This is a genomic window from Acinetobacter sp. ANC 4216, assembly GCF_004331195.1.
Taxonomy (GTDB): domain Bacteria; phylum Pseudomonadota; class Gammaproteobacteria; order Pseudomonadales; family Moraxellaceae; genus Acinetobacter; species Acinetobacter kookii.
The window spans coordinates 11,834-35,334 of sequence record NZ_SJOC01000014.1 but is presented as its reverse complement, the minus strand read 5'-3'; the positions used below and the strand labels follow the sequence as shown (position 1 = coordinate 35,334).

Sequence of the window (23,501 nt, the reverse complement as noted above, 5' to 3'; positions counted from 1 at the left end):
TCAGATGCAGTGAACTTTATATTTTTGACCTGCATAAAAAAGCCCATCACATGATGGGCTTTTTTATCGAATTTAAAGAAATTACAGAAATTACTTTGGAATTTCCTGTTCTTCATCAAATTCAGGTTTCACCTGTACAATAAAGTCCTGACGGTTCAGGCCACGCCATAATGCAAATGCAGTACCAATATAAATTGAAGAATAGGTACCGACAAATACACCAATAAACATCGCAATCGAGAACCAGTGCAGACCTTCACCGCCCAGGAACATCATCGCTACAACGACCAGCAATAAAGTCATGGAGGTATGGATGGTACGACGTAAAGTTTCCGTTAAGGAAATATTGACAATTTCACGCGGGGTAGCACCACGGATCTTGCGGAAATTTTCACGGATACGGTCGGATACCACGATGTTATCGTTTAACGAGAAACCTAACAGCGCAAGAATTGCGGCCAAGACAGTTAAATCAAACGGCCATTGCATCATGGCAAAAATACCAATGGTGACAATCACGTCATGGAATAACGAAAGCACCGCACCGACCGCCAGCTTGAACTCAAAACGAATGGTCACGTAAACCAGCATGAGCAGTAAGGCCAGGGCAACGGCACCTGCCGAACGAATATAAAGCTCATTACCGACCTGTCCACCGACAGAATCCACTTTGTGAACTACTGCAGGGTTGTTCGGTAATTGCGCCGCTTTGGTGATGGCGTTATTCAGATCTTCTACTTCAATGTCCTGAACAGGCATACGAACCAGAAGGTCTTTGTTGCTGCCCAGGGTTTGCACCACGGCATCTTTAAAACCGGCCTGGTTCAACGCCTGAACAACTTCGACCTGATTGGCAGGCTGTTTATAGTTCAGCTCGGCAGAGACACCGCCAGTAAAGTCCAGACCGAGGTTTAGACCTTTGGTGGCAATAAAGAAAATACTGGCCAGGGTTAAAAGAATAGAGATGATTGCCGCCGGTTTGGCAATCTTCATAAAGTCAATGATGCGCTCATCATCCGGGCGACCGTATTTCTTTTTCGGTTGAGTCATATCAGTCATCTTCGATCTCCTAAATGCTCAACTTTTTCAAGTTACGTTTTTTGCCATAAATAATCTGTACGATGGCACGTGTTACAGTAATGGCTGTAAACATCGAGCAGACAATACCGATCATTAATGTCACCGCGAAGCCCTTGATCGGACCAGTACCGATGGCAAACAGAATGAATGCAACCAGGAAGGTGGTGAGGTTCGAGTCAAAAATGGTGTTATAGGCCCGATCATAACCGGCGACAATCGCCTGTTTGGGCGAGGCACCCCATTTCATTTCTTCCCGTATCCGTTCACAGATCAGTACGTTGGCATCGACTGCCATACCAATGGTAATTACGATACCGGCAATACCCGGAAGGGTAAGGGAAGCGCCAATCCATGACATCACAGTCAGGATCATCGCCAGGTTAAAGACCAGTGCAAAGTTGGCAATCAGACCAAACAGGCGGAAGAACACCACCATCCAGATTGCAACCAGAAGGAAACCGATTTGAGTCGATAACACACCTTTGTCGATATTTTCCTGACCCAGGCTCGGACCAACCACACGTTCTTCAACGAAGTACATTGGCGCAGCCAAAGCACCGGCACGAAGCATCAAGGCAAGTTCAGCCGCTTCCTGCGGTGAATCCAGACCGGTAATACGGAACTGCGAACCCAGCACTGCCTGAATGGTCGCAGCATTGATAATCACCGATTCAGCATAAGGCGTACGGACTTCGGTTTGTGCACCCGTCACAGGATCTGGAACATAGCTGATCTTCTGCTTGTTCTCGATGAACAATACCGCCATGCGTTTACCGACCGCATTACGGGTGGCATCTGCCATCAGCTTACCACCAGCGCTGTCCAGGGTAATGTTTACTTCAGCACCACCGGTATCCTGGCTAAAGCCGCTAGAGGCATTCTGAACCCGCTCACCGGTCAGAATACGGTTACGGTTGAGCAGTAATTCACGACCGCTATCCAACGATTCATAAGCAAAAGCTTCAGTGCCAGGAGGCAAAGCCTGACCGGTTGATTTGCCGGTATACGGGTCGATGTACTGGTCATTCAAATCGGAAACCAGACGGAATTCCAGGTTGGCTGTACGGCCTAAGACACGCTTCGCTTCAGCAGTGTCCTGAACACCCGGAAGTTCAACCACAATGCGGTTGCTGCCTTGGGTTTGCACCAGTGCTTCCGCCACACCTAACTCGTTAATACGGTTACGTAAGGTGGTTAAGTTCTGGTTCACGGCATAGGACTGAATTTCCTGCTTGCGTACGTCGGTATAGTTCAGACGTAAAGTTGAACCGGACTCAGAGGCAATCGCTTGCTGGTTGAATTCATTGCCGTTACGACGCAAGAAATCCATCACTGCTTCACGGTCGCCGTTATTGGCGAACTGAACGGTAATGGTGTTGTTGTTCAATGACAGGCTGTTGAATTTCAGCTTGTTGTCGCGCAATTGACGGCGCAAATCAGTCGCCGATGTTTCCATACGCTGACTGATGGCCTTGTCCATGTCCACTTCAAGCAGGAAGTGAACACCACCACGTAAATCCAGACCCAGTTTCATGGGTTTGGCACCAATTTTTTGTAGCCATTCAGGTGTGGTTGGCGCAAGGTTCAATGCAACAACGTAATCATCACCCAATCCGCGACGCAATACTTCTTTGGCTTTTAACTGTGCTTCAGAGGAGTCGAGACGTAAAAGGGCAGCATTATTGCTAAAGCTGTTGTCATGGCTTGAAATTTTTTCACTTTGTAATAATTGCTCTGCTTTTTGCACGATGCTCTGGTCAATTTGGGTACCAGCTTTGGCACCGGAAATTTGAACAGCAGGTTCATCGGGGTACAAACTAGGCAGGGCGTATAATGTGCTGACCACCAAAACCACGAGGATCAGCAGATATTTCCATGCTGGGTAACGCATCTGTTTTCTTCTTAAAATGAAAAAGTCGTGCTAGGGCACGACTAATTTTGATTAGAGGTTATTTAATGTACCTTCAGGAAGAACTGAAATTACACTTGCGCGCTGAATTTTTACTTCTACGCCACGGCTGAGTTCAACCACTGCAAAATCGCCTTCAATTTTAGTGATTTTGCCCATCAGGCCACCCGCAAATACTACTTCGCTTCCTACACCCAGGCTTTCAACCAAAGTGCGGTGTTCTTTGGCGCGTTTTGCTTGAGGGCGCCAGATCAGGAAATAGAAAATTGCGACAAATACCGCAATCATCAAAAGGTTGGTTACCAAACTTGGTTGTTGTGCAGCTTCGCCTGCTGCGTGAGCAGTAGAAATAAAAAGGCTCATTTCAATTTCCTAAACTAAAAAATGTATATCAACAATATGATGATAAATAAGATAACTTGTTCAGCAATTTACCTTGTCTTTTTCCTCAGCGCAAATGCTGAAGGATTAATCTTCAGGACAAGGAGGTACTTCCAGGCCACGACGCGCATAAAAATCCTGTACATATTCATCAAAAGTACCATTATCTAACGCATCACGGATGTCTTGTGTAAACCTTTGGTAATAACGCAGGTTATGAATGGTACCCAGCATGGAACCTAGCATTTCACCACATTTTTCCAGATGGAACAGGTAAGCGCGGGTGAAATTTTGGCAGGTATAGCAGTCGCAGTCTGGATCGAGCGGGCGCTGGTCATGGCGATATTTGGCATTGCGGATGCGGACCAGACCGTCTGTCACAAAATAATGACCGTTACGTGCATTACGGGTTGGCATGACGCAGTCGAACATATCCACGCCACGGCGGATGCCTTCCACGATGTCTTCCGGCTTGCCGACACCCATCAGGTAACGTGGCTTGTTTTCCGGCATTTTCGGTGGGAGATGATCCAGAATCTTGATCATTTCTTCTTTCGGTTCACCGACAGAAAGACCGCCAATGGCAAAGCCATCAAAGTCGATTTCTTTTAAGCCTGCCAGTGATTCATCACGCAGGTCTTCATACATGCCGCCCTGAATAATACCGAACAGGGCATTTTTATTTTTTAATACATCATGGTGATGGGTTTTACAGCGTTTTGCCCAGCGCAGTGACAGCTGCAAAGATTTCTGTGCTTCTTCACGGGTCGCCGGATAAGGCGTGCATTCGTCAAAAATCATCACGATGTCTGAATTCAAGGTATGTTGAATATCCATTGAAATTTCAGGAGATAAAAAGACTTTTGAACCATCAATAGGGGAGCGGAAGGTGACACCTTCTTCTTTGATTTTACGCATGGCACCGAGGCTGAACACCTGGAAACCACCTGAATCGGTTAAAATCGGTTTGTTCCATTTCATGAACTCGTGCAAGCCGCCATGTTCACGAATCACGTCCAGGCCCGGACGCAAATAAAGATGGAAAGTGTTGCCTAAAATAATCTGGGCTTTAATATCTTCTACATCACGTGGGAGCATGCCTTTGACAGTACCGTAAGTACCGACCGGCATAAACACGGGTGTTTCAACGACACCGTGTTCAAGCGTTAAACGACCACGACGGGCACGGCCCGACTGACCTAATTTTTCAAACTTCATAAAATATCCTGGACGAGAGCAAAGCACTGCTTTACTTGCAGTGCAAGAGCGAAAAAACAGTTCGCCGCCAAAAGTCCGCTATTTTCCTAGATTACGCACATAAACGCCAGTGTTGTTGAATTTTAACTCGATGCTTTCTTGTAGAGGACAGCAGAAAAATGTTTCAAAGCTATATAAAGGAAGGTCTTGCATGACTTTTTAGCAGCACGCAAGCCGTCCCACAGCTTTAAAAGTTCGGCCGATAATCAAAATTTTGTGTGGCAGCCAGATCGCGAAAAGGACGAATGGCCTTTTTACTCAGCGTCATGGTGTTCACAATATTATTCGGAAAGATTTGAATATGGTTGTTAAACAGTTCGACATTACGGTTAAAAATACTGATGGCTGCACCGACATTTTCATTCTGTTCTTCAATTTCATTCATCATTTTCAAATAAATTTCATTGGCTTTTAGTTCAGGATAGTTTTCTACCACGACATTGAGGCTATGCATCAATTCCTTGTTCAGGCTTTCAACACGTTGCAACTGGGCAACATCGGCATTGTTTAAATTGAGATTTAAAATATTCTGGCGCAGTTTGGTCACTTTTTCCAACGTGCCTTGTTCAAAATTGGCATATTGTTCAACCAAAGGTTGCAAGCCATCCAGAATTTTAATCTTCTGACGCTCATAAGTTGCCACATCCGACCAGGCACGAATAGAAGCATTGTGATGGCGCACAATATTATTGCGAATCATGATACAGGCTACAATCACGGCAATAATCAACAATAAAAAAATCAATAGCCCCATTTATTTGTCCCCAAACATTAAAGATTGTTATTTTAAAAACTGCGTTAAATCACGCTGTAAACTTTCCAGATACGGTAGTTTAAAAGTACGCAAGTGTCCACGTAATGCAGAAATATCGTGAATGTTTTTTGCCCGGCTAGAAATGTGAAATAAATCGGCCGGTCCTAAAAAACATAAGATATGGCTATCAGGATGGAAAATTAAATCGCCTTGACGCTGGGCAAAAAATTCATCCAGCCTCAACACAAATGCAGGTGTGAGCAGTTTTGCCATCTGCATTTCATCGCTGCCAAAAATATTCAGTTTCTGGTTGACCTGAATATCGCTGGTATGCCACGGAAAACTGTAAGGATAATCAAATTCCTTGTTGGCCGTGGTGACCGCCAGTCCCTGTGTCTCGACATCAAAAACAAAAACGCCCCATAAATCTTTGTGGACTTCTTTGACTTGAACTTCGCTACCGTCTTTATTTCGAATCCGGATTTCATTGACATAGTGATATTGAAAGACCATCACCTGATGCTGTTTGCCTTCATCATCGGTCCATTGAGTGCTGGCATAATAAGGAAAGTCATTGGCAATGCTGCCCTGGTTAAAAACCGGAAACAGGCGCTTTAAATGCGCAATAAACAGAACCGGTTGCAGGGGAACGGAAATATGCTGCGGCTGTTGCTGAAAGGCAAGATGGTATTTTTTTGCAATGCTTTGCTGTTCCAGATATTCAATGACTTCATCAACGGGCTTGCTTTCTTCATAGCTAATGTAGGCCCAGAAAATCATAAAAAAACCGCTGATCAGGCTGATCTGAACCCAGATATTGCCGGGATGGATAAAAATCAGCAGGATAAAAAAAAGTCCTGCTGCTGCCAGAAGCAGCGGGAGGACATTTTCAAATTTGAGCACGATCGGGGCATTCCAGGGATGCAGGGCATCTAAAATATCCTGATGCGTTTGTGCCTTGCGGGCGATGTCCCAAAGCCGCGTAACATTGTTAAAGACCCGTTCATTTTTTTTACGTCGAATATGAATCGAATGTTTAACAGTATCGAGCGGCATGGCGTACTTCTTATTATTGACAATGATTAAGGTGTGATTTTATCAACCAGCATGGCATCGCCATAACTAAAGAAACGGTATTTGGCTTCTACAGCATGATGATAGGCATTTAAAATATTATCACGATTCGACAATGCCGAAACCAGCATCAATAAAGTAGATTCGGGAAGATGGAAGTTGGTAATCAGGCGATCGACCACCTTAAATTCATAACCCGGGTAAATGAAGATTTGCGTATCACCCGTCCAGCCTTTTAATTCACCGCCATTGGCCTGTGCAGCGCTTTCAGTGGCACGTGTTGCGGTGGTGCCGACCGTAATGACTTTATTGCCACGCGCCTTGGTTTCACGGATCAGTGCCATAGATTCATCAGACACATCACACCATTCACTGTGCATGATATGGTTTTCAATATCGTTGGTCCGTACTGGCAGGAAGGTACCCGCACCAACATGCAGGGTCACAAAGGTTTTCTGGATGCCTTTTTCTCCAAGTTTTTTCAACAAAGCTTCGTCAAAATGCAGGCTGGCAGTCGGGGCCGCGACACTGGCCAGTTTAGTTGGGTCATTAAAGACGGTCTGATAGCGCTCGGTATCAATCGATTCTGCTTCACGGTTGAAATAAGGCGGAATCGGCAAAGCACCATATAAATCCAGAACATTTAAAATGGGCTGAGAAAACTCGACTATGAACAGGTTTTCATGACGGCCTTTTACCGTGATTTTGACTTCATCTGGACCAATGAACAGTTCTGCACCTTCTTTTGGCGAATTGCTGGCTTTAATGTGGCAATGCGCAATGAACTTGTCCAGCATGCGTTCCACCAAAACTTCAACCGCACCGCCAGTGGCACGTTTACCTTTAAGGCGTGCTTTCATAACCTTGGTGTCATTTAAAACCAGCAAATCACCTTCATTCAATAAATTTAGAATATCTGTAAATTGATGGTCATGATATTGGCCTTGAGCGTCTAAGTGTAAAAGACGGGAAGCACTACGGGTTTCCAGCGGGTAACGGGCAATCAGCTCGTCAGGGAGATCAAAGTTAAAGTCGGAAAGTTGCATCTTCAATGTATTGAAATAAGAAAAACATCCGCATTATAGGCTGGAAAAGGGTAAAACAGATGATATCTGATGTTTTTTAAGACAAAGTTTTTGATTTTGATTTAAAATTGAGCGATCGGCTAAATTAGATAATTGACAATTCCAAGTTTGATAGTAATATAGCCACCACAAGCTGATTAGCTTGCAACACCTTTCCCGAGGTGGTGAAATTGGTAGACGCGGCGGACTCAAAATCCGCTGTCAGAGATGACGTGTCGGTTCGAGTCCGACCCTCGGGACCAAGATTTTGAAGAACCCCAAGCATATTAAGTCTTGGGGTTTTTTATTGCTTGAGGGAAAGTCTGACAATCGAATTTAAAGCACTGATAGGGTTTATGTTATTATTATTAAGAATATTCTTTATTTTTATGAAAATGATAACGATTGATTTATTAATTAAAATTTTGCCTGTATTTCTAGCTATTGTCCCTTTTTTAGTCTGGCTTGATAAAGCTAAGCGTTTTACGCATCGGCGGAAATTTTATTTGAATCGCTTGGAAGCGGTTAAAGAATACTTGGATAATTATTATAATTCGGACAAAAATAAATTGGAGAAGGATTGCGCTGCACAAGCATTGGTATGTTCTGAAAAAACCAGTCATTTGGAAGGTGATTATATAATTAAAGTATTTCCGCAACGTTTTTTCATTATGATAAGAAAATTAATCACGGCGCGTCATTTTAAACGGCATTGATTGCAGATAATAAAATTATTCTTACGGCACAATCCTCTAAAGAAAGTTACAAAAAGAAAAGAATAATTTTAGCAGGGATATATTTATCCTCAATTATTATTATCCCTCTAAATAATATTTTGGTCTTCCTTATCAAAAAAATAGACTGGTTTCCTCTAGTAGAGGTATCAGAATGGGTATTAGTAGCAGGAGGAATTTGTACTCTTGTTATTGGTACGATTATCGCCATTATTTCTGGTCTTCTATTTCGTGCGATTGATGCGGCTATAGAAATTTATGATGATTTAAAAGTAGGGTGCATTCCTAAAAAGCAAGAAAGCTAAATTTGGTCTGAATTCTAGTTCATAGTCTTGAATGAAAATTAGAGTCTTATAGTTATAGACAGACATAGAAAAAACCGGCGCTTAAACGCCGGTTTTTTTACATCACAGACTTCCGTCAGTTCTGCAAAAGCTTAGATTGAAGCAAGTGCAGCATTTAATGTAGCGCTTGGACGCATTACAGCATTTACTTTCTCTTGATCAGGAGCGTAGTAACCGCCGATATCTACTGCCTTACCTTGTACTTCTGCAAGCTCGGCAACGATCTTGTCTTCGTTTTCAGCAAGTGCTTTCGCAAGCGGAGCAAACTTCGCTTTCAGTTCAGCATCTTCGTCTTGTGCAGCAAGTGCTTCAGCCCAGAATTTAGCCAGGTAGAAGTGGCTGCCACGGTTATCCAGCTCACCAGTACGGCGTGATGGAGACTTGTCGTTGTCAAGAAGTTTGCCTGTTGCCTGGTCTAAGGTTTTAGCCAGCAATTTTGCTTGAGCATTGTTTTCTTTAATGCCCATTTCTTCTAATGACACTGCAAGCGCCAAGAACTCGCCTAAAGAATCCCAACGTAAGTGGTTTTCTTCTACAAGTTGTTGTACGTGTTTAGGTGCAGAACCACCAGCACCAGTTTCGTACATGCCGCCACCAGCCATTAACGGCACGATAGAAAGCATTTTCGCAGAAGTACCAAGCTCCATAATTGGGAACAAGTCAGTCAGGTAGTCACGCAGGATGTTACCAGTAACTGAAATTGTATCCAGGCCACGAGCAACACGTTCAAGCGTGTAACGCATTGCACGTACTTGAGACATGATTTGAATGTCTAAACCGGTAGTGTCGTGATCTTTCAGGTAAGTTTGAACTTTCTTGATCAATTCGTTTTCGTGTGGACGGTACGGGTCAAGCCAGAAGATTGCAGGCATGCCAGAGTTACGTGCACGAGTTACTGCAAGTTTCACCCAGTCACGGATTGGAGCATCTTTCACCTGACACATACGCCAGATGTCGCCTTCTTCCACATTTTGAGACATCAACACTTCGCCTGTTTCAAGGTCGGTGATGTTCGCAATACCTGCTTCAGGAATTTCAAAAGTCTTGTCGTGTGAACCGTATTCTTCAGCTTTTTGCGCCATCAAACCAACGTTTGGCACAGTACCCATAGTGCGTGGGTCGAAGTTACCGTTCCACTTACAGAAATTGATCATTTCCTGGTAGATACGTGCGAATGTAGATTCAGGCATGACTGCTTTAGCATCATACTGTTTACCATCAGCACCCCACATTTTACCACCGGCACGGATCATTGCCGGCATAGATGCATCTACGATGATGTCGTTAGGTGAGTGGAAGTTGGTGATGCCTTTAGCAGAGTCAACCATTGCAAGTGCAGGGCGGTGTTCTTGGCAAGCATGCAGGTCAGCAATGATTTCTTCGCGAACAGAAGTTGGAAGTGTTTCAATTTTTTCGTAAAGACCCGCCATACCGTTGTTGATGTTAATACCTAACTCATCAAACAGTTTGCCGTGTTTTTCGAATGCTTCTTTGTAGTAAATCTTCACACAGTGACCGAATACGATCGGGTGTGAAACTTTCATCATGGTCGCTTTAACGTGAAGAGAGAACAAAATTCCAGCTTCGCGACAATCTTCAAGTTCTTTTTCATAGAAGTCGCAAAGCGCTTTCTTGCTCATGAACATTGAGTCAATGATTTCGCCTTCTAGAAGCGCAACTTTTGGCTTAAGAACGATGGTTTCGCCGCTCTTGGTGATAAGTTCCATTTTCACGTTGCGAGCGCGGTCTAAAGTCATCGATTTCTCACCGTGGTAGAAGTCGCCTTCATCCATGTGTGAAACGTGAGTTTGTGACCACTGTTTCCACTCGCTCATTGAGTGCGGGTGTTTTTTCGCGTAATTTTTTACTGCGGCAGGTGCACGGCGGTCAGAGTTGCCTTCACGCAGTACCGGGTTTACAGCTGAGCCGAGGCATTTGCTGTAACGAGCTTTGATTGACTTCTCTTCTTCAGTTGCCGGGTTTTCCGGGTAGTCAGGAAGAGCATAACCTTTCGATTGAAGTTCCTTGATACAAGCTGTCAGCTGGCCAACTGAAGCACTAATATTAGGAAGTTTAATGATATTAGTGTCTGGATCCTGTGTGAGACGGCCAAGCTCTGCTAGGTTATTCGGTACCTTCTGCTCATCGCTTAGGAAGTCCGTAAATTCTGCAAGCACGCGTACGGCCACAGAGATGTCTTTTTTGACAATCTCAACGCCAGCTGGCTTAGTAAAGGTCTCAATGATCGGCAGCAGTGAGTAGGTCGCCAATAATGGCGCCTCATCGGTCAATGTGTAAATGATTGTTGACTTTCCACCAGCCATATATAGCCCCTTGCTTTGGATTGAGTTTTTAGGCACCGAGCTTTTGGCTCAGTCCTGCGAACCGGTTTGCTTAAATAAAACATTAAAAATATCGGTGCTTATTGCACCTCAGCCGAACAGCAATATCTTGCATATTGGTCTTTGGCTGAAAATTTGTATACATCAGTGTTGTTCACCAATCCCTCTATTCTACGCGAAATTTAGGTATTTTTCGAATCGGGATAGGGCTGCCAGTCTCTCATGTGGCGGTTACGCCCACTTGCTCAGACAAGTAGTGGTTTTGAGTTTAATAGCTATGTAATCTATTATTATCAATAACTTAATTTTATTTTTTGCCTTCTGCTTGAAAAAATCGGCGAGCCATTTTTTGCCGATTTATAAAGTAATTAATTAAAACATGTTGGGTATCATGGAAATAAATTATCCACAGGGGAGCAAGCGGCAAATTTCTTTTCAGATCGGCTGGAAAATGATGAGGGGAAAAGATGCATTTATTAATGCTATTCATGACTCAGCTGAAAAATGTCCTGGCAATCTCATGATCATCACTGGCATCGAAAATGAGCATGTTACAGGCCTGATGTAAAAGAAGATATGAAGTATGTGCTATTGCCTTGAGTAACATTACTTAAAAAGAACATTCTGAAGGGACAGCGAACGCATTGAGAGGGAGGCTTAAAAAAAACTGGCCGGATAAAATAGTGATTTTTCAATCTTTCTAAAGAAATATGGCGATTTGCTATATAGGATTTTTGTAACAGAGAGTGGGCTTGAACAGTGGAATGATGAGCGGAGTAATTATCCCATGTTTAAACAAATAGATGATGAAGCAGCTATTTAATCCGCTCACTGTGCCGGTGGAAATCGGGTATCATGCAATTGTAGTCAAACGCTGACTGGTAAAGGCTTTAAAGTTCCGGTTCGAGTCCAACCCTCGGGATATACATGTAAAGAATCTAAGTGACTAATTAAGTGGCTAATAATAGCGCGGTTTTTTTATTGTCTAGATAGCGTTGAAATTTGCTGCCGATGTTGTGGTGAAAATTATGGGTACATATGGGCTTAAATTGTCACTGTTTGTCTTTGTTTATTGTCTTCGATATGAAACTTTGTTAATAAGATGAAAGGGTGATAATTAATTTTTTTTTAAAACAACAAGTAATAGTGATTGGATGAACCAAATATGAAAGTGCAGTTGCTGGAAATAGGCTCGGAAACCGAGCAGCTTAGTGCATGTAAAATTTCACTATTATTAGGCGTTTTTACACCAATCAATCAGGTGGAGCGTTTTTTAAGATTTTCCCGGAATATGCTTGGCGCTGAACAGGCAGTGCTGGCTTTTCATCATGAGCCTTATATCTGGTATTCCTCCGCGAATGGTTTTAAGGCTTTCTGCTCGCCTGGTGAAACCTGTTTAAGTCCCTATTTTGAAGCGCTTAATTTTATTGATCATCAGCATAGCCAATATTCGAACCTGGTGCAGCATGTGAGTCAATTTGGGGTAGAGGCCAAGCGTTATCTGGCTTTTGATCTGCGCTTAAATGACGGAACTTCAATTGGTCATGCACTCTTTTTCGATCAGCAGCAAAAACTGTTTAATCCTGAAGATATTGCAACGGTCAGTGACTTCACCAACAGTCTAATCCATGTTATTGAACTTAAAGCAGAACATGCTGAACTTAAAGAAATGCACGAGCAACAAGTGGCGCTCAATTTCAGCAAAACCAAGTTTTTCCAGATTATTGCCCATGACTTGAGAGCTCCATTTCATGGTTTACTCGGCTTTTCAGAAGTGCTGGCGCAAGAGCGTGAAACACTGGATGATTCCAGCGTACAGAGTATTGCCGAATATTTGTACGATACTGCACAATCGACGTATAACCTGCTGGAAAGCCTGCTGAATTGGGCAATGGCTGAAGGTGGACGTTTTATTTATCATCCTATTAATTTTGAATTAAAACAGTCCAGCAAGATTGTTTGTGATGTATTGAATAGCCTGGCCGTAAAGAAAAATATTCAGTTAATTGACCAGATTGAAGAAGGCATCAAGGTCTATGCTGATATCAACATGATCACTTCGGTGATACAAAACCTGGTTTCCAACGCTTTAAAATTCACCCCGACCGATGGTACGGGTCGCGTCATCATTCAGGCAAGCGAGTGCGAAGATGGGGTGCATATTTCTGTACGGGATACCGGTCTGGGCATGAGTCAGGCACAAATGGATCAGCTGTTCCAACAGTCGGTTACGGCCAGTATTAAAGGGACCGCAGGAGAAAAAGGGACCGGTCTGGGCCTGGTCTTGTGTAAGCGCTTTATTGATTTGAACCATGGTCAAATTTTTGTAGATTCTACAGAAGGTGAAGGGACCACATTCAATGTGACTTTACCGGCAGCCACCAGTGCCCATCAGGCTTTAGCCCAGGAACAGCTGAAAATTGAACAGGTAAAAGTATAGAAAATCAATTTTTCTTTTCCTGTATTTGTGTTCAGCTGTTATAACTAGGAAAAAACTAGGCTGAAGGTTTTAAAATGAATGCGGAACAATTGCAGAACACATTGCGTGCGAGCCAATATGCAGAACAGGTGTTGGGAAAACACAGCGCTTTACTAGAACAAGATTATGCAATTGATCAATTTCTCCTTCCTTTAACCCCCCTGCAAATCCAGAATTTTGTCCATGACACGCTAGAGCAGATTACAGATGAAAGCACTTGGATGCATGCTCTTCGTGTGCTGCGCGCGCGCTTGATGTTCCGCTGGATCTGGCAGGATGCCAATCGATTGACGGATGTGGTTACCCTGACACGCGAGCTTTCCGATTTTGCCGATGCTGCCATTTGTGCGGCTAAAGATTTTGCCCTTGCACCTTTGCTGGCCAAGCATGGTGAGCCGATTGGCTACGGTGGTGCCGTGCAGGATTTAATTGTGGTGGCCATGGGCAAACTTGGGGCGCAAGAACTTAACCTTTCAAGTGATATTGATCTTATTTTTGCCTTTGATGAACAGGGTGAAACCAATGGTCGCAAATGTATCGACGTACAGCAGTTCTGTATTCTGTGGGGGCAGAAACTGATTTATCTGCTGGATCATATTACCGCAGACGGTTTTGTATTCCGTGTCGATATGCGCCTGCGTCCCTGGGGTGATGGTTCAGCCTTGGCGATTAGTCACGCTGCCTTAGAAAAATATTTAAGCCAGCATGGCCGTGAATGGGAACGTTATGCCTGGATTAAAGCCCGCATTGTGACGGGTGGAAAAGAAGGGGATGAGTTATTGGAAATGACCCGTCCTTTTGTATTTCGCAAATATGTCGATTACACCGCCTTTGAAGCCATGCGTGAAATGAAGGCCATGATTGAACGCGAAGTGCAGCGCCGCAATATTGAAGATGATATCAAGCTCGGTGCAGGCGGTATTCGTGAAGTCGAATTCATTGTTCAAGTCTTTCAATTAATTTATGGCGGCTCAAAACTTGAACTGCAGGATCGCCAGTGTCTGGTCAGCCTGCATCACCTGGGAGAAGTCGGGCTTCTAGAGCAAAATGCCGTACTTGAACTGGAAGATGCCTATCTGTTCCTGCGCCGCATTGAACATGCCATTCAGGCTTTAAATGATCAGCAAACCCAATCTTTACCGGTTGAGCCTGATTTAAGAAATCGCATGATTGAAACGCTGGGTTTTGACAGTTGGGAGCAATTTTTAGAAGTATTGAATCAAAAACGTGCCAAGGTTATCTACCAGTTTGAGCATTTAATTAAAGAAAAAGAGCCTGATCCACTGGTGGAAAGTTTTACCCAGCTAGAAAAACAGCTGAATGAGGTGCTGGATGAAGATGCCAAAAATTTGGTACATGAGTTCTGGTATGGACATGCGCTGAAAAAATTGCCAGCCAAGGCGGTACAGCGTCTGAAAACTTTTTGGCCACACCTGATTGAAGCGATTTTGCAGTCTGATAAACCGCAAGTGGCGCTGTTGCGCTTGATGCCTTTGGTCGAATCGGTCCTGCGCCGTACCGTATATCTGGTGATGCTGATTGAAAGCAAAGGTGCGTTGCAGCGTCTGGTGAAAATGGCCACGGTGAGTCCATGGATTTGCGAGGAGCTGACCCATTATCCGGTACTGTTGGATGAGTTTTTATCGATGGATTTTGAATTGCCGAAACGTCAGGATCTGGAAGATTCACTGCGTCAGCAACTGTTACGCATCGAGATTGATCAGGTGGAAGATCAGATGCGCGTGCTGCGTTTATTCAAGAAATCCAATGTATTGGCTGTGGCGGCCAGTGATGTACTGGCGGAAAGTCCACTGATGAAAGTCTCCGATGCCTTAACCGATATTGCAGAAGTTTCAGTGAATGCCACGCTCAATCTGGCTTATCAGATTGTGGCGAAAAAGCATGGTTTTCCCTTGGATGCCGAAGGTCAGCGCTGTACGCTGGATCATACTGCTTTTACCGTGATTGGTTATGGGAAAGTGGGCGGAATTGAACTGGGTTATGGTTCAGATCTGGATCTGGTCTTTATTCACTATATCAGTGAACAGGGCGATACCGATGGGATCAAACAGATTAGCGGTTTTGAGTTTGCCATGCGCGTGGCACAGAAATTCATGTCGCTGATGACCACCCAAACCCTAGATGGGCGCGTCTATGAAATTGATACCCGCTTACGTCCATCGGGTGAGGCGGGACTTCTGGTAACAAGTCTCAAAGCCTTTGAACAATATCAATTAAAAAGTGCCTGGGTGTGGGAACATCAGGCTCTGGTCCGGGCTAGATCCATTGCAGGTGAAGTTTCACTGCGAGAAAAATTTGAAGATTTACGCTGCCGTATTTTGACTCAACCGCGGGATGAGGCGAATGTTCGAGCAGAAGTACTGAAAATGCGTCAAAAAATGAAAGACCATTTGGGCTCTTCCAAAGAGCAGCAAAAAGATGGGATTTTTCACTTAAAACAGGATGCAGGTGGTATCGTTGATATCGAATTTATGGCACAGTATGCGGTATTAGCATGGAGTGGGTCGAATCCTGATCTCGCCCATTACTCCGACAACGTACGAATCCTTGAGGATGCCGCAAAAACGGATCGCTTATCCAGCGCCGACGCGACAGCATTGATTCAAGCTTATCTCCGTGAACGAGCCGAGAGCCACCGTTTAGCCCTTGCAAATCAATCCATGCAAGTTGCAGCTGACGACTGGTACGATACCCGAGAGGTCGTTTGCAAGTTATGGCAAAGATTAATTGATCCAACTGCAACTTTTGCGTTGGATAGAAATGACTGTGTATAAAAATTTGGAGTGTGTGCCATGAATTTGGCTGATCGTGATGGTTTTATCTGGCAAGATGGACAAATGGTTGACTGGCGTGAGGCGAAAATCCACGTCCTAACTCATACATTGCACTACAGTATGGGTGTCTTTGAGGGTGTCCGTGCTTATGAAACACCAAATGGTACCGCGATTTTCCGTCTCCAAGATCATACAAAACGTTTGCTTAACTCTGCAAAAATCTATCAAATGAAAGTTCCATTTGATCAGGCAGCACTTGAGCAGGCTCAAATTGATGTAGTACGTGAAAATAAATTAGCTTCATGCTATTTGCGCCCAATTATCTTTATCGGTTCGGAAAAACTCGGTATTGCTGCAACCAATAATACCATTCATGCCACTGTAGCGGCATGGGGCTGGGGTGCTTACCTGGGTGAAGAAGCAATGGCGAAAGGCATTCGCGTAAAAACTTCATCCTTCACCCATCACCATCCAAACGTGACCATGTGTAAGGCAAAAGCGTCTGGTAACTATACCTTGTCTATTCTTGCGCATCAGGAAGTGGCACATTCGGGTTATGACGAAGCGATGTTGATGGACCCGCAAGGTTATGTATGTCAGGGTTCAGGCGAAAACGTATTCCTGGTGAAAGATGGCGTATTGCATACCCCTGATATCGCTGGCGGTGCTTTAGACGGTATTACCCGTCAAACAATCATTACCATTGCCAAAGACTTGGGTTATGAAGTGGTTGAACGCCGTATTACGCGTGACGAATTCTATATTGGTGATGAAGCATTCTTCACCGGTACTGCCGCTGAAGTGACTCCAATCCGTGAATATGATGATCGTATCATTGGTGAAGGCTGTCGTGGTCCAATTACGACAAAAATCCAGAAAGCGTTCTTTGATGCAGTTCAGGGTAAAGATCCTAAATATGCACACTGGTTAACTTACGTAAAATAAGTTGATCGGTTAAGATGAGAAGGCGGAACGAAAGTTTCGCCTTTTTTTGTATTTAATAGATATTGTACAGGTGTTGAATGGCATTTGAGTCGGCTATGCGTAGATTTAAACTACGCATGAAAAAAAGAATGTATAAACTCAATAAAAAGCGCTGGCTTGCTGAAAATCAGTTAGATTTGCAATATTTTGAAGAAAAATTGCTGTATTCAATGCCGGAAACTTTACAGCTGGTTGCGCAAGGTAAATCACTGGCGCGTTTTGGAGATGGTGAAATTACCTTAATGGATGGAGATGATATTGATTTTCAGAAAAGTAGTCCTGAACTTGCCTTAGAATTGGAAAATATCCTAAAAAACCAAGATGAAAAACTGTTGGTATGTTTGCCAACAATACTGACAGCTTGCGACGATGATGAAGCCAATTGGTGGTTAAAATTTTGGTATGTACGCTGGAAAGACTTAAAACAAAAGCTGAGCTTTGAACATTCATACGGACACTCTATGGTGACACGTCCTGATTTTTTCATCATGTATCCCGAACAGGCAGTACAGGCATGGAAATCAATTTGGCAGAATCGTAAAATTGTTTTGATTACAGGTGAGGGTTCTAAACTGAATTTAGAACATATGCTGTTTGATAATGTTTCCACCCGTCAAATAATTTATTCGAAAGCGATGAATGCTTATGCTGATGCAAACAGGATTATTGCAGAGGTGCAAAATACTGCTGGGCAAAACTGTTTGATTTTGATTGCTTTAGGCCCTACTGGAACGGTTTTAGCCAAACGTTTTTCCGATCTTGGCTATCAAGCATTGGATATTGGTCACATCACTAGTTCATACGATGCTGCTTTTCAGCAGAAAGCAGGCTGATTGCCAGCCATTCAAGCAGCACTTGTGAGGATTTTTCTCTATGCATATTGTCTACGTCAGTGATGGTAAAGCGGGACACCGTTCGCAAGCAGTCGGTTTATATAAAGCTATGCAACGCATAAGCAATATCGAAGTTACTTTTCAGGAAATCTCCATTCAGCAATTGCCAGTTTTCACGCTGTTAAAAGGCATGTTGAGTCATCAATTGGCACTGTTTGAAAGAAAGCCGGATTATATTTTTGGCGTGGGCAGTCATACCCAATCACGGGTTTTGCTGTTGGGGAAAGTATATCCGCAGGCGAAAACGGTTATTTTAATGAAGCCAAATTTTCCGTTTGCCTGGTTTGACCATGCCATCATTCCTGAACATGATGGCGTACCTGAATCCAGACATGTGATTACCACTCAAGGCGCTTTAAACCCGATTGTTAATGAACAACGCCATCAGGCCAATCGGATCTTGGTTGCTTTAGGTGGCTCATCCAAACGTCATCAGTGGAATGAAAAGAAGGTGCTAGAGGGGATTCAGAATATTGTGCAGCACCATCCACAAGCTGAAATTATTTTAACCACTTCGCGTCGTACCCCAAAAGAATTTCTTGAACATTTATCAGCTCAGCCTTATGCAAGCCAGCTACAGATTTTTCCGGTTGAGGATACGCCACAAGGCTGGATCTTTGAACAGATGCAACAAGCAGAAGCGGTTTGGGTCACGGAAGACAGTGTTTCCATGATTTTCGAGGCTTTAACAGCCGGTTGTAAGGTGGGGATAATTGCGATAGACCGTTTGAAATCTGATAGAATTACCACGTTGTTGGATCAGCTTTTATCGACATCGTCAGATAAACCACATCACAATCTATTGAATTTAAAACTGAATGAAGCAACCCGAGTTGCTGATATATTATTGAAAACATAGAGTTGTTTCTTCATGAAAATTTTACATATTGCGAATTTTGGCTTTAATAAACAAGGCGCACATTTTTACTGTACAGACCGCAAAATTTCAGCGGGATTAATTGAAAATGGTCATTTTGTTTATGATTTCAGTTTTCGCGATATGGCGCGTATGGGGACAGTGTTCAAAACCAAAAAACTCGGTGCGAACTGGGCCAATAAAGAAATTCTAAAAATTGTGGATAATATTGAGCCAGACCTGGTTTTGGTGGGACATAGTGACTTGATGAGTCCAAATGTGCTCAAAGAAATCAAGCAGCGTTATCCTCAAACTAAAATAGCTTTCTGGTACGTTGACCCCTTGTATCTGGAACAGAAACTCGGTTTTGTACGTGAATTTTCACCCTATCTGGATGCTATTTTCTGCACCACGGGTGGTGAGTATCTGAAAAAACTCAAGCAGCCGCATTTAAAAGTGGCTTATATGCCCAATGTGGGACATCGTAATGTAGAACAATTAAAACAGTTTGAATCAAGCAATATTGATAAGGAATTTATTTTCTGTGGCGTGGTGTATAAAGAGCCGGAACGTGAAAAATTCCTTAAAGATTTGGCTGACACTTTAAAGAATAATCATATTCAATATCAGTATTATGGCTGTTTTGAACAGCCGGGTGTGTATGGGAAAGGCTATTACAAAGTATTGTCTGAATCGCGTATGGGACTGAATTATTCACGTAAAAATGATGTCACGCTCTATAGTTCGGACCGGATTGTGCAGCTCACAGGCAATGGTTTGTTAACATTTAGCCCACGAATTCCGGGCTTCGACAAACTTTATACTGATCAAGAAATCGTTTACTTTGATGACCAGTTTGATCTGGCTGAAAAAATCAAGTTTTATGCAGAGCATCCCGCTGAGGCAAAACGTATGACAGAAGCGGGTTGGCAAAAAACACGCAATAGTTTTAATGCTCAACGAATTACCCAGTTTATGCTGGAAGTGACTTTTGATCAGCCTTTGACTGAAGCTTATGAATGGTCGCATGAGGTATATGCATAATGTGGTTACTGTATGTGGTTTTGGGTCTCGTTGCCTTTGCGGCAGTTTTATATCTATTGGGAAATTATACCTTTTGGTTGCCATTTCGTCGTGCCAGTTTGCCAAGAATAGTCATGCTGCACCAAGTGACGCCACATGCAGAAGCTTCAGGCATGAATATGCCACCAGCCAAGTTTGAGCAACTGCTGCAATATCTAACAAAAAAGCAGTCTACCTTCTGTTTTGTTTCGGAACTGGATCAGTTTCAAGGGCAAAAGAATATCGTGGCATTATCCTTTGATGATGGTTTTTTAGATAATTATCAATATGCCTATCCTTTGCTGAAAAAATACCATGCCAAGGCGACCATTTTCCTGGCAACACAAATTGAAGGCATTGAAAAGCTCAGTCCAGAACAGATTCGAGAAATGTCTGATTCGGGTGTTATCGAGTTTGGTGCGCATACACAGCATCATGTCAATTTGCTCAAACTGTCCGATGACCAAGCTTTTGCAGAAATGCAGGCTTCCAAACAGGATGTCGAAAAGCTGGTGGGACGCTGTCCAAGTTTTGCTTATCCTTTTGGCCGTTTTAATGAAAAGCATCAGCAAATGGCCAAAGAAATTGGCTTTAAAAATGCAGTATCTACCCGTAAAAAAATCGAAGCTTATACCGCAGAAAATCAATTTAATATTCCTCGTGTCAGTACACACGGGGCCATGAATGCCTTGCAAATGCGTATTGCCTTAGCCAAAGGACGTTATAAATTATGAGTATTCCATGTAGTGTTTATATCGTCACTTTAAATTGCGGCGCATGGCTTGAAGCTACTTTAAACAGTGTGCGTGATTTTGCTGAAGTGATTATTCTGGATTCGGGCAGTACCGATACTACTTATGCTATTGCCCAGTCATTTCCTAATGTGCGTATTTCGCACCAAGACTGGCAGGGTTATGCCGGACAAAAAAGCCTGGCTCTGGCACAGTGTCAATATGATTGGGTGCTGAACCTGGATGGCGATGAAGTTTTGTCACCCGAGTTGAAAAAAGAAATTGAACAGTCCATTCAGGCCAGTCAGATTGATGCCTTAATTACACCTATTAATGATGTCTTCTTGGGCGTGCCGAACAGCAAGCACACGAAAAAGCATGCCAAAGTGCGCTTTTTTCGCAAAAGCAAAGGACATTACGACCTGGAAAATAAAGTCCATGAAAATGTGATTGTGGATGGTCAGAGCGTGCGTGCTGAAGGCGATATTTATCACTACGGCGAATCTAGCATCTTCGTTAAAGTGGAAAAAAATAACCAGTATTCCAATTTGAAAGCTGCCGAAAAATTTCAAAAAGGCAAAAAGCCAAGCTTGTTAAAATTGAGTCTGGTCATGCCTGTAACCTTTTTAAAATCCTATTTTATCCGCCGTAGTTGCTTGAATGGCTGGCGCGGTTTTGTGAACAGCATGATCAATGCATTTTATGCTTTTTTAAAAGAAGCCAAGCTGTTTGAACAGTATCAAAATGCGTCCAAGAATAAACAGGACAAGACATGAAAATTGTTCAGGTTCTGGCGACCAGTGGCGGTGTGGGTGGCCTAGAACAGCATACATTTAACCTGGCCAATGAAATGTCATTGCAGCATGAAGTGCATATGATTGCGCATCCGTGTTATGCAGAAAAGTTTAATCAGCAGGTGCATTTTCATCCGCTAGATTTTGCCCGTAGCCGCTGGAATATTTTCCTGCTCTGGCAGTTGAAAAGCTTAATCAATCAAATTCAGCCGGACATTGTGCATGCCCAGGCAGGCAAGGCGGCTGAACTGGTTTCTAAAATTAAGAGCTGGCTGAAACCGGTCAAAGTGGTAACGACGGTTCACGGTACGAAAAAGAATAAATCTGCTTATCTGGTGGGAGATGCAGTGATTGCAGTCAGCAAAGCACTGACCAAAGGCATTCCTCCAGAAAAATCGCATATTGTTTATAATGGCGTATATGTGCAGCCCAGCCTGACAGATGCACAAAAGCAGGCATTAAAAACAGACATTGATCAGCAGTTTCCTGGCTTGGATGCGGGTAAAAAAAATGTGATGTGCATTGGCCGTTTAGAACCCGTCAAAAATATTGCATTATTGATTCAGGCCATGCAGGACGTAGATGCCAATGTGTATATTGTTGGCGATGGTTCATTACGGCAGACACTTGAACAGCAAGTTATAGACTTGAATATGCAAAACCGGGTTGCATTTTTAGGCTTTCGAACCGATGCACGTGACCTGGTGCAGTTGGCCGATGTCGTGGTGCTTTCATCCGACCGGGAAGGTTTCCCTTTGGTTATGGTAGAAGCTTTGCAAGCAGATAAAGCCATGGCTGCAACGAAGGTCAATGGGGTGATTGAATGGTTGCCTGAAGCCTATCTGGCTGATATTGGCGACGTACAGGGATTGCAACAGGCCATTCAAAATGCGTTAAATGCACATGCCCAACAGGATTTTCAGCCTTTATTTGCCAAAGCCAAAGCAGAATTGACGGTGGCTGCAATGACACAGCAAACGCTCAATATTTATGAGCATTTGCTGAAGGCTTGATTATTGTTTAGCGGATAAACGAATGGCATCCAGGACCACAAAGTTATTTTCGACATTAATGGTGTGGCAGCCATCATCCTCGCTCTTCCAGTCTGGCAAAACCACTTCTAAAAGTTGCTCTTGATAAACCGTCGGGCTCAGTTGAATAATTTCTTTCAGTTCAATGTTGCCACCATAGCGTTTGAGCGAATCCTGGCTTGGGCGAACCAGTTTGGCGTTGTAAATAAAAGGCTTGCCTGCCATGCGAAACTGTTGCTGGCCTTTGCACACCGGGTTTTGCGGGTGTTCTTGCCAGTCTGGGTTGAGAATATTTTCGGTAAAGAACAGGTCTAAACGGTCCCCAAACTTTTTACAGTTTCTGCGTGTTGAGGTAAACAGGTACCACATGCCTTCATGGTAAAAAGGTGTGCTATCGACGGCATCAATCCCTTCTAAAATATTGGAATGTTTTTCCCATTTCAAAGGAAACTCGGTACATTTCCACAGTTCGATGGTTTTATTGGCACTGGTTTCAGGAATCATATACCAGTCATTTTCGACCTTAAATACGCATGGATAAGACAGGTGATAATCCAGTTTTAAAATGGTCTGTGGTTCTGTATAGCATCCATCTTTGAAAATTTCCAATACGGATAGAAAACCAACAGGATGGATATCATTCACTTCTTCAAAGAAGATATAATGACGATTATTTTCCTGTACATAAAAACAGTCTGCAAAGGTGAATTTTTCAGGTGAATGGATTTCAAATAAACCATGTAACTGCTCTTGGCTTTTTAAGGGTTGATCAAGCCAGCCAAAGCGCATGTACCAATGAGAATCAAACTTTTTGAGTTGTTGGTTTTGTTGAAATTTATACCATTTTTTTAATATTGTACGCATCATCAAAGCAAGAGAATATATAAGACTATCTATCCAATTCTACATTAGATATCATTCAATGAGTGCGAAAAGG

The 23,501-nt window shown here is 43.3% G+C and carries 21 protein-coding genes and 1 tRNA gene; 13 read left to right on the top strand and 9 right to left on the bottom strand.

The window, feature by feature from the left end; genetic code table 11:
* Nucleotides 1–90 precede the first annotated feature (90 nt).
* The 7 genes from secF to queA all read right to left on the bottom strand — a co-directional run bounded on the left by secF (nt 91) and on the right by queA (nt 7,501).
* Nucleotides 91–1,059, bottom strand: a complete 969-nt coding sequence (gene secF, locus E0H88_RS12140) for a protein translocase subunit SecF (RefSeq protein ID WP_092820313.1) — start codon at nt 1,057–1,059, stop codon at nt 91–93.
* A 10-nt stretch (nt 1,060–1,069) separates the two neighbouring features.
* Complete coding sequence (gene secD / locus E0H88_RS12135; RefSeq protein WP_092820314.1) at nt 1,070–2,971, bottom strand: protein translocase subunit SecD; 1,902 nt, start codon at nt 2,969–2,971, stop codon at nt 1,070–1,072.
* A gap of 51 nt (nt 2,972–3,022) precedes the next feature.
* Nucleotides 3,023–3,352 carry a preprotein translocase subunit YajC gene (gene yajC / locus E0H88_RS12130; protein WP_086195837.1) on the bottom strand — a complete coding sequence of 110 codons (330 nt, stop codon included), beginning with the start codon at nt 3,350–3,352 and terminating at the stop codon, nt 3,023–3,025.
* Nucleotides 3,353–3,457: 105 nt separating this feature from the next.
* Entirely contained in the window at nt 3,458–4,588 is a 1,131-nt protein-coding gene (tgt, locus tag E0H88_RS12125) for a tRNA guanosine(34) transglycosylase Tgt (RefSeq protein ID WP_092820315.1), read from the bottom strand.
* A 226-nt stretch (nt 4,589–4,814) separates the two neighbouring features.
* Nucleotides 4,815–5,381 (bottom strand): LemA family protein, encoded by a 567-nt coding sequence (locus E0H88_RS12120; RefSeq protein WP_131274355.1) that lies wholly within the window; start codon nt 5,379–5,381, stop codon nt 4,815–4,817.
* Between the two features lie 27 nt (nt 5,382–5,408).
* Nucleotides 5,409–6,437, bottom strand: coding sequence for a hypothetical protein (locus E0H88_RS12115; protein ID WP_131274354.1), 1,029 nt, complete (start codon nt 6,435–6,437; stop codon nt 5,409–5,411).
* A 26-nt stretch (nt 6,438–6,463) separates the two neighbouring features.
* A complete protein-coding gene (gene queA, locus E0H88_RS12110; protein ID WP_131274353.1) occupies nt 6,464–7,501 on the bottom strand; it encodes a tRNA preQ1(34) S-adenosylmethionine ribosyltransferase-isomerase QueA in 1,038 nt (345 codons plus the stop codon).
* 194 nt (nt 7,502–7,695) lie between these two features.
* On the opposite strand from queA, the gene E0H88_RS12105 reads away from it, so the two are divergent.
* The 3 genes from E0H88_RS12105 (at nt 7,696) to E0H88_RS16135 (ending at nt 8,558) form a co-directional block, all read left to right on the top strand.
* Nucleotides 7,696–7,782: transfer RNA gene (locus tag E0H88_RS12105), tRNA-Leu, on the top strand.
* Nucleotides 7,783–7,875: 93 nt separating this feature from the next.
* The gene (locus E0H88_RS16140; RefSeq protein WP_252152020.1) at nt 7,876–8,235 is read left to right on the top strand and encodes a hypothetical protein; all 360 of its coding nucleotides are present in this window, start codon (nt 7,876–7,878) and stop codon (nt 8,233–8,235) included.
* Nucleotides 8,232–8,558 (top strand): hypothetical protein, encoded by a 327-nt coding sequence (locus tag E0H88_RS16135; protein WP_252152019.1) that lies wholly within the window; start codon nt 8,232–8,234, stop codon nt 8,556–8,558. The genes E0H88_RS16140 and E0H88_RS16135 overlap by 4 nt, the downstream gene beginning before the upstream one ends.
* Nucleotides 8,559–8,689: 131 nt before the next feature.
* Here the strand turns inward: E0H88_RS16135 and E0H88_RS12095 are convergent, their stop codons facing one another.
* Complete coding sequence (locus E0H88_RS12095; protein ID WP_092820319.1) at nt 8,690–10,921, bottom strand: NADP-dependent isocitrate dehydrogenase; 2,232 nt, start codon at nt 10,919–10,921, stop codon at nt 8,690–8,692.
* A 409-nt stretch (nt 10,922–11,330) separates the two neighbouring features.
* Here E0H88_RS12095 and E0H88_RS15945 point away from each other — a divergent pair, with 409 nt between their 5' ends.
* The 10 genes from E0H88_RS15945 to E0H88_RS12050 all read left to right on the top strand — a co-directional run bounded on the left by E0H88_RS15945 (nt 11,331) and on the right by E0H88_RS12050 (nt 22,546).
* Nucleotides 11,331–11,507: a hypothetical protein gene (locus E0H88_RS15945; RefSeq protein ID WP_165493316.1), complete on the top strand. Its 177-nt coding sequence runs from the start codon at nt 11,331–11,333 to the stop codon at nt 11,505–11,507.
* A 597-nt stretch (nt 11,508–12,104) separates the two neighbouring features.
* Nucleotides 12,105–13,379 (top strand): sensor histidine kinase, encoded by a 1,275-nt coding sequence (locus E0H88_RS12090; protein WP_131274352.1) that lies wholly within the window; start codon nt 12,105–12,107, stop codon nt 13,377–13,379.
* Nucleotides 13,380–13,453: 74 nt separating this feature from the next.
* Nucleotides 13,454–16,213 (top strand): bifunctional [glutamate--ammonia ligase]-adenylyl-L-tyrosine phosphorylase/[glutamate--ammonia-ligase] adenylyltransferase, encoded by a 2,760-nt coding sequence (glnE, locus tag E0H88_RS12085; protein ID WP_131274351.1) that lies wholly within the window; start codon nt 13,454–13,456, stop codon nt 16,211–16,213.
* Nucleotides 16,214–16,231: 18 nt separating this feature from the next.
* Nucleotides 16,232–17,158, top strand: coding sequence for a branched-chain amino acid transaminase (locus E0H88_RS12080; protein WP_086199767.1), 927 nt, complete (start codon nt 16,232–16,234; stop codon nt 17,156–17,158).
* 77 nt (nt 17,159–17,235) lie between these two features.
* A complete protein-coding gene (locus tag E0H88_RS12075) occupies nt 17,236–18,030 on the top strand; it encodes a GT-D fold domain-containing glycosyltransferase (RefSeq protein WP_131274350.1) in 795 nt (264 codons plus the stop codon).
* Nucleotides 18,031–18,070: 40 nt separating this feature from the next.
* Nucleotides 18,071–18,949: a mitochondrial fission ELM1 family protein gene (locus tag E0H88_RS12070; protein ID WP_131274349.1), complete on the top strand. Its 879-nt coding sequence runs from the start codon at nt 18,071–18,073 to the stop codon at nt 18,947–18,949.
* A 12-nt stretch (nt 18,950–18,961) separates the two neighbouring features.
* Entirely contained in the window at nt 18,962–19,990 is a 1,029-nt protein-coding gene (locus tag E0H88_RS12065; RefSeq protein ID WP_131274348.1) for a glycosyltransferase family protein, read from the top strand.
* Nucleotides 19,987–20,742: a polysaccharide deacetylase family protein gene (locus E0H88_RS12060; protein WP_213074929.1), complete on the top strand. Its 756-nt coding sequence runs from the start codon at nt 19,987–19,989 to the stop codon at nt 20,740–20,742. The genes E0H88_RS12065 and E0H88_RS12060 overlap by 4 nt, the downstream gene beginning before the upstream one ends.
* The gene (locus tag E0H88_RS12055) at nt 20,736–21,515 is read left to right on the top strand and encodes a glycosyltransferase family 2 protein (protein WP_092820326.1); all 780 of its coding nucleotides are present in this window, start codon (nt 20,736–20,738) and stop codon (nt 21,513–21,515) included. The genes E0H88_RS12060 and E0H88_RS12055 overlap by 7 nt, the downstream gene beginning before the upstream one ends.
* Nucleotides 21,512–22,546 (top strand): glycosyltransferase, encoded by a 1,035-nt coding sequence (locus tag E0H88_RS12050; RefSeq protein WP_131274346.1) that lies wholly within the window; start codon nt 21,512–21,514, stop codon nt 22,544–22,546. Before E0H88_RS12055 ends, E0H88_RS12050 begins: the two co-directional genes overlap by 4 nt.
* On the opposite strand, the gene E0H88_RS12045 is transcribed toward E0H88_RS12050, so the two are convergent.
* A complete protein-coding gene (locus tag E0H88_RS12045; protein ID WP_409449188.1) occupies nt 22,547–23,431 on the bottom strand; it encodes a glucosamine inositolphosphorylceramide transferase family protein in 885 nt (294 codons plus the stop codon).
* Nucleotides 23,432–23,501: the final 70 nt, after the last annotated feature.

What these genes read in the sequence shown, in the direction of transcription:
- E0H88_RS12120 (WP_131274355.1), bottom strand. Translation starts at nt 5,381, where the DNA reads ATGGGGCTATTGATTTTTTTATTGTTGATTATTGCCGTGATTGTAGCC.
- E0H88_RS15945 (WP_165493316.1), top strand. Translation starts at nt 11,331, where the DNA reads ATGGAAATAAATTATCCACAGGGGAGCAAGCGGCAAATTTCTTTTCAG.
- glnE (WP_131274351.1), top strand. Translation starts at nt 13,454, where the DNA reads ATGAATGCGGAACAATTGCAGAACACATTGCGTGCGAGCCAATATGCA.
- secD (WP_092820314.1), bottom strand. Translation starts at nt 2,971, where the DNA reads ATGCGTTACCCAGCATGGAAATATCTGCTGATCCTCGTGGTTTTGGTG.
- tgt (WP_092820315.1), bottom strand. Translation starts at nt 4,588, where the DNA reads ATGAAGTTTGAAAAATTAGGTCAGTCGGGCCGTGCCCGTCGTGGTCGT.
- E0H88_RS12115 (WP_131274354.1), bottom strand. Translation starts at nt 6,437, where the DNA reads ATGCCGCTCGATACTGTTAAACATTCGATTCATATTCGACGTAAAAAA.
- E0H88_RS12080 (WP_086199767.1), top strand. Translation starts at nt 16,232, where the DNA reads ATGAATTTGGCTGATCGTGATGGTTTTATCTGGCAAGATGGACAAATG.
- E0H88_RS12070 (WP_131274349.1), top strand. Translation starts at nt 18,071, where the DNA reads ATGCATATTGTCTACGTCAGTGATGGTAAAGCGGGACACCGTTCGCAA.
- secF (WP_092820313.1), bottom strand. Translation starts at nt 1,059, where the DNA reads ATGACTGATATGACTCAACCGAAAAAGAAATACGGTCGCCCGGATGAT.
- E0H88_RS12065 (WP_131274348.1), top strand. Translation starts at nt 18,962, where the DNA reads ATGAAAATTTTACATATTGCGAATTTTGGCTTTAATAAACAAGGCGCA.
- E0H88_RS12075 (WP_131274350.1), top strand. Translation starts at nt 17,236, where the DNA reads ATGGCATTTGAGTCGGCTATGCGTAGATTTAAACTACGCATGAAAAAA.
- E0H88_RS12090 (WP_131274352.1), top strand. Translation starts at nt 12,105, where the DNA reads ATGAAAGTGCAGTTGCTGGAAATAGGCTCGGAAACCGAGCAGCTTAGT.
- E0H88_RS12050 (WP_131274346.1), top strand. Translation starts at nt 21,512, where the DNA reads ATGAAAATTGTTCAGGTTCTGGCGACCAGTGGCGGTGTGGGTGGCCTA.
- queA (WP_131274353.1), bottom strand. Translation starts at nt 7,501, where the DNA reads ATGCAACTTTCCGACTTTAACTTTGATCTCCCTGACGAGCTGATTGCC.
- E0H88_RS12045 (WP_409449188.1), bottom strand. Translation starts at nt 23,431, where the DNA reads ATGATGCGTACAATATTAAAAAAATGGTATAAATTTCAACAAAACCAA.
- E0H88_RS12095 (WP_092820319.1), bottom strand. Translation starts at nt 10,921, where the DNA reads ATGGCTGGTGGAAAGTCAACAATCATTTACACATTGACCGATGAGGCG.
- yajC (WP_086195837.1), bottom strand. Translation starts at nt 3,352, where the DNA reads ATGAGCCTTTTTATTTCTACTGCTCACGCAGCAGGCGAAGCTGCACAA.
- E0H88_RS16140 (WP_252152020.1), top strand. Translation starts at nt 7,876, where the DNA reads ATGTTATTATTATTAAGAATATTCTTTATTTTTATGAAAATGATAACG.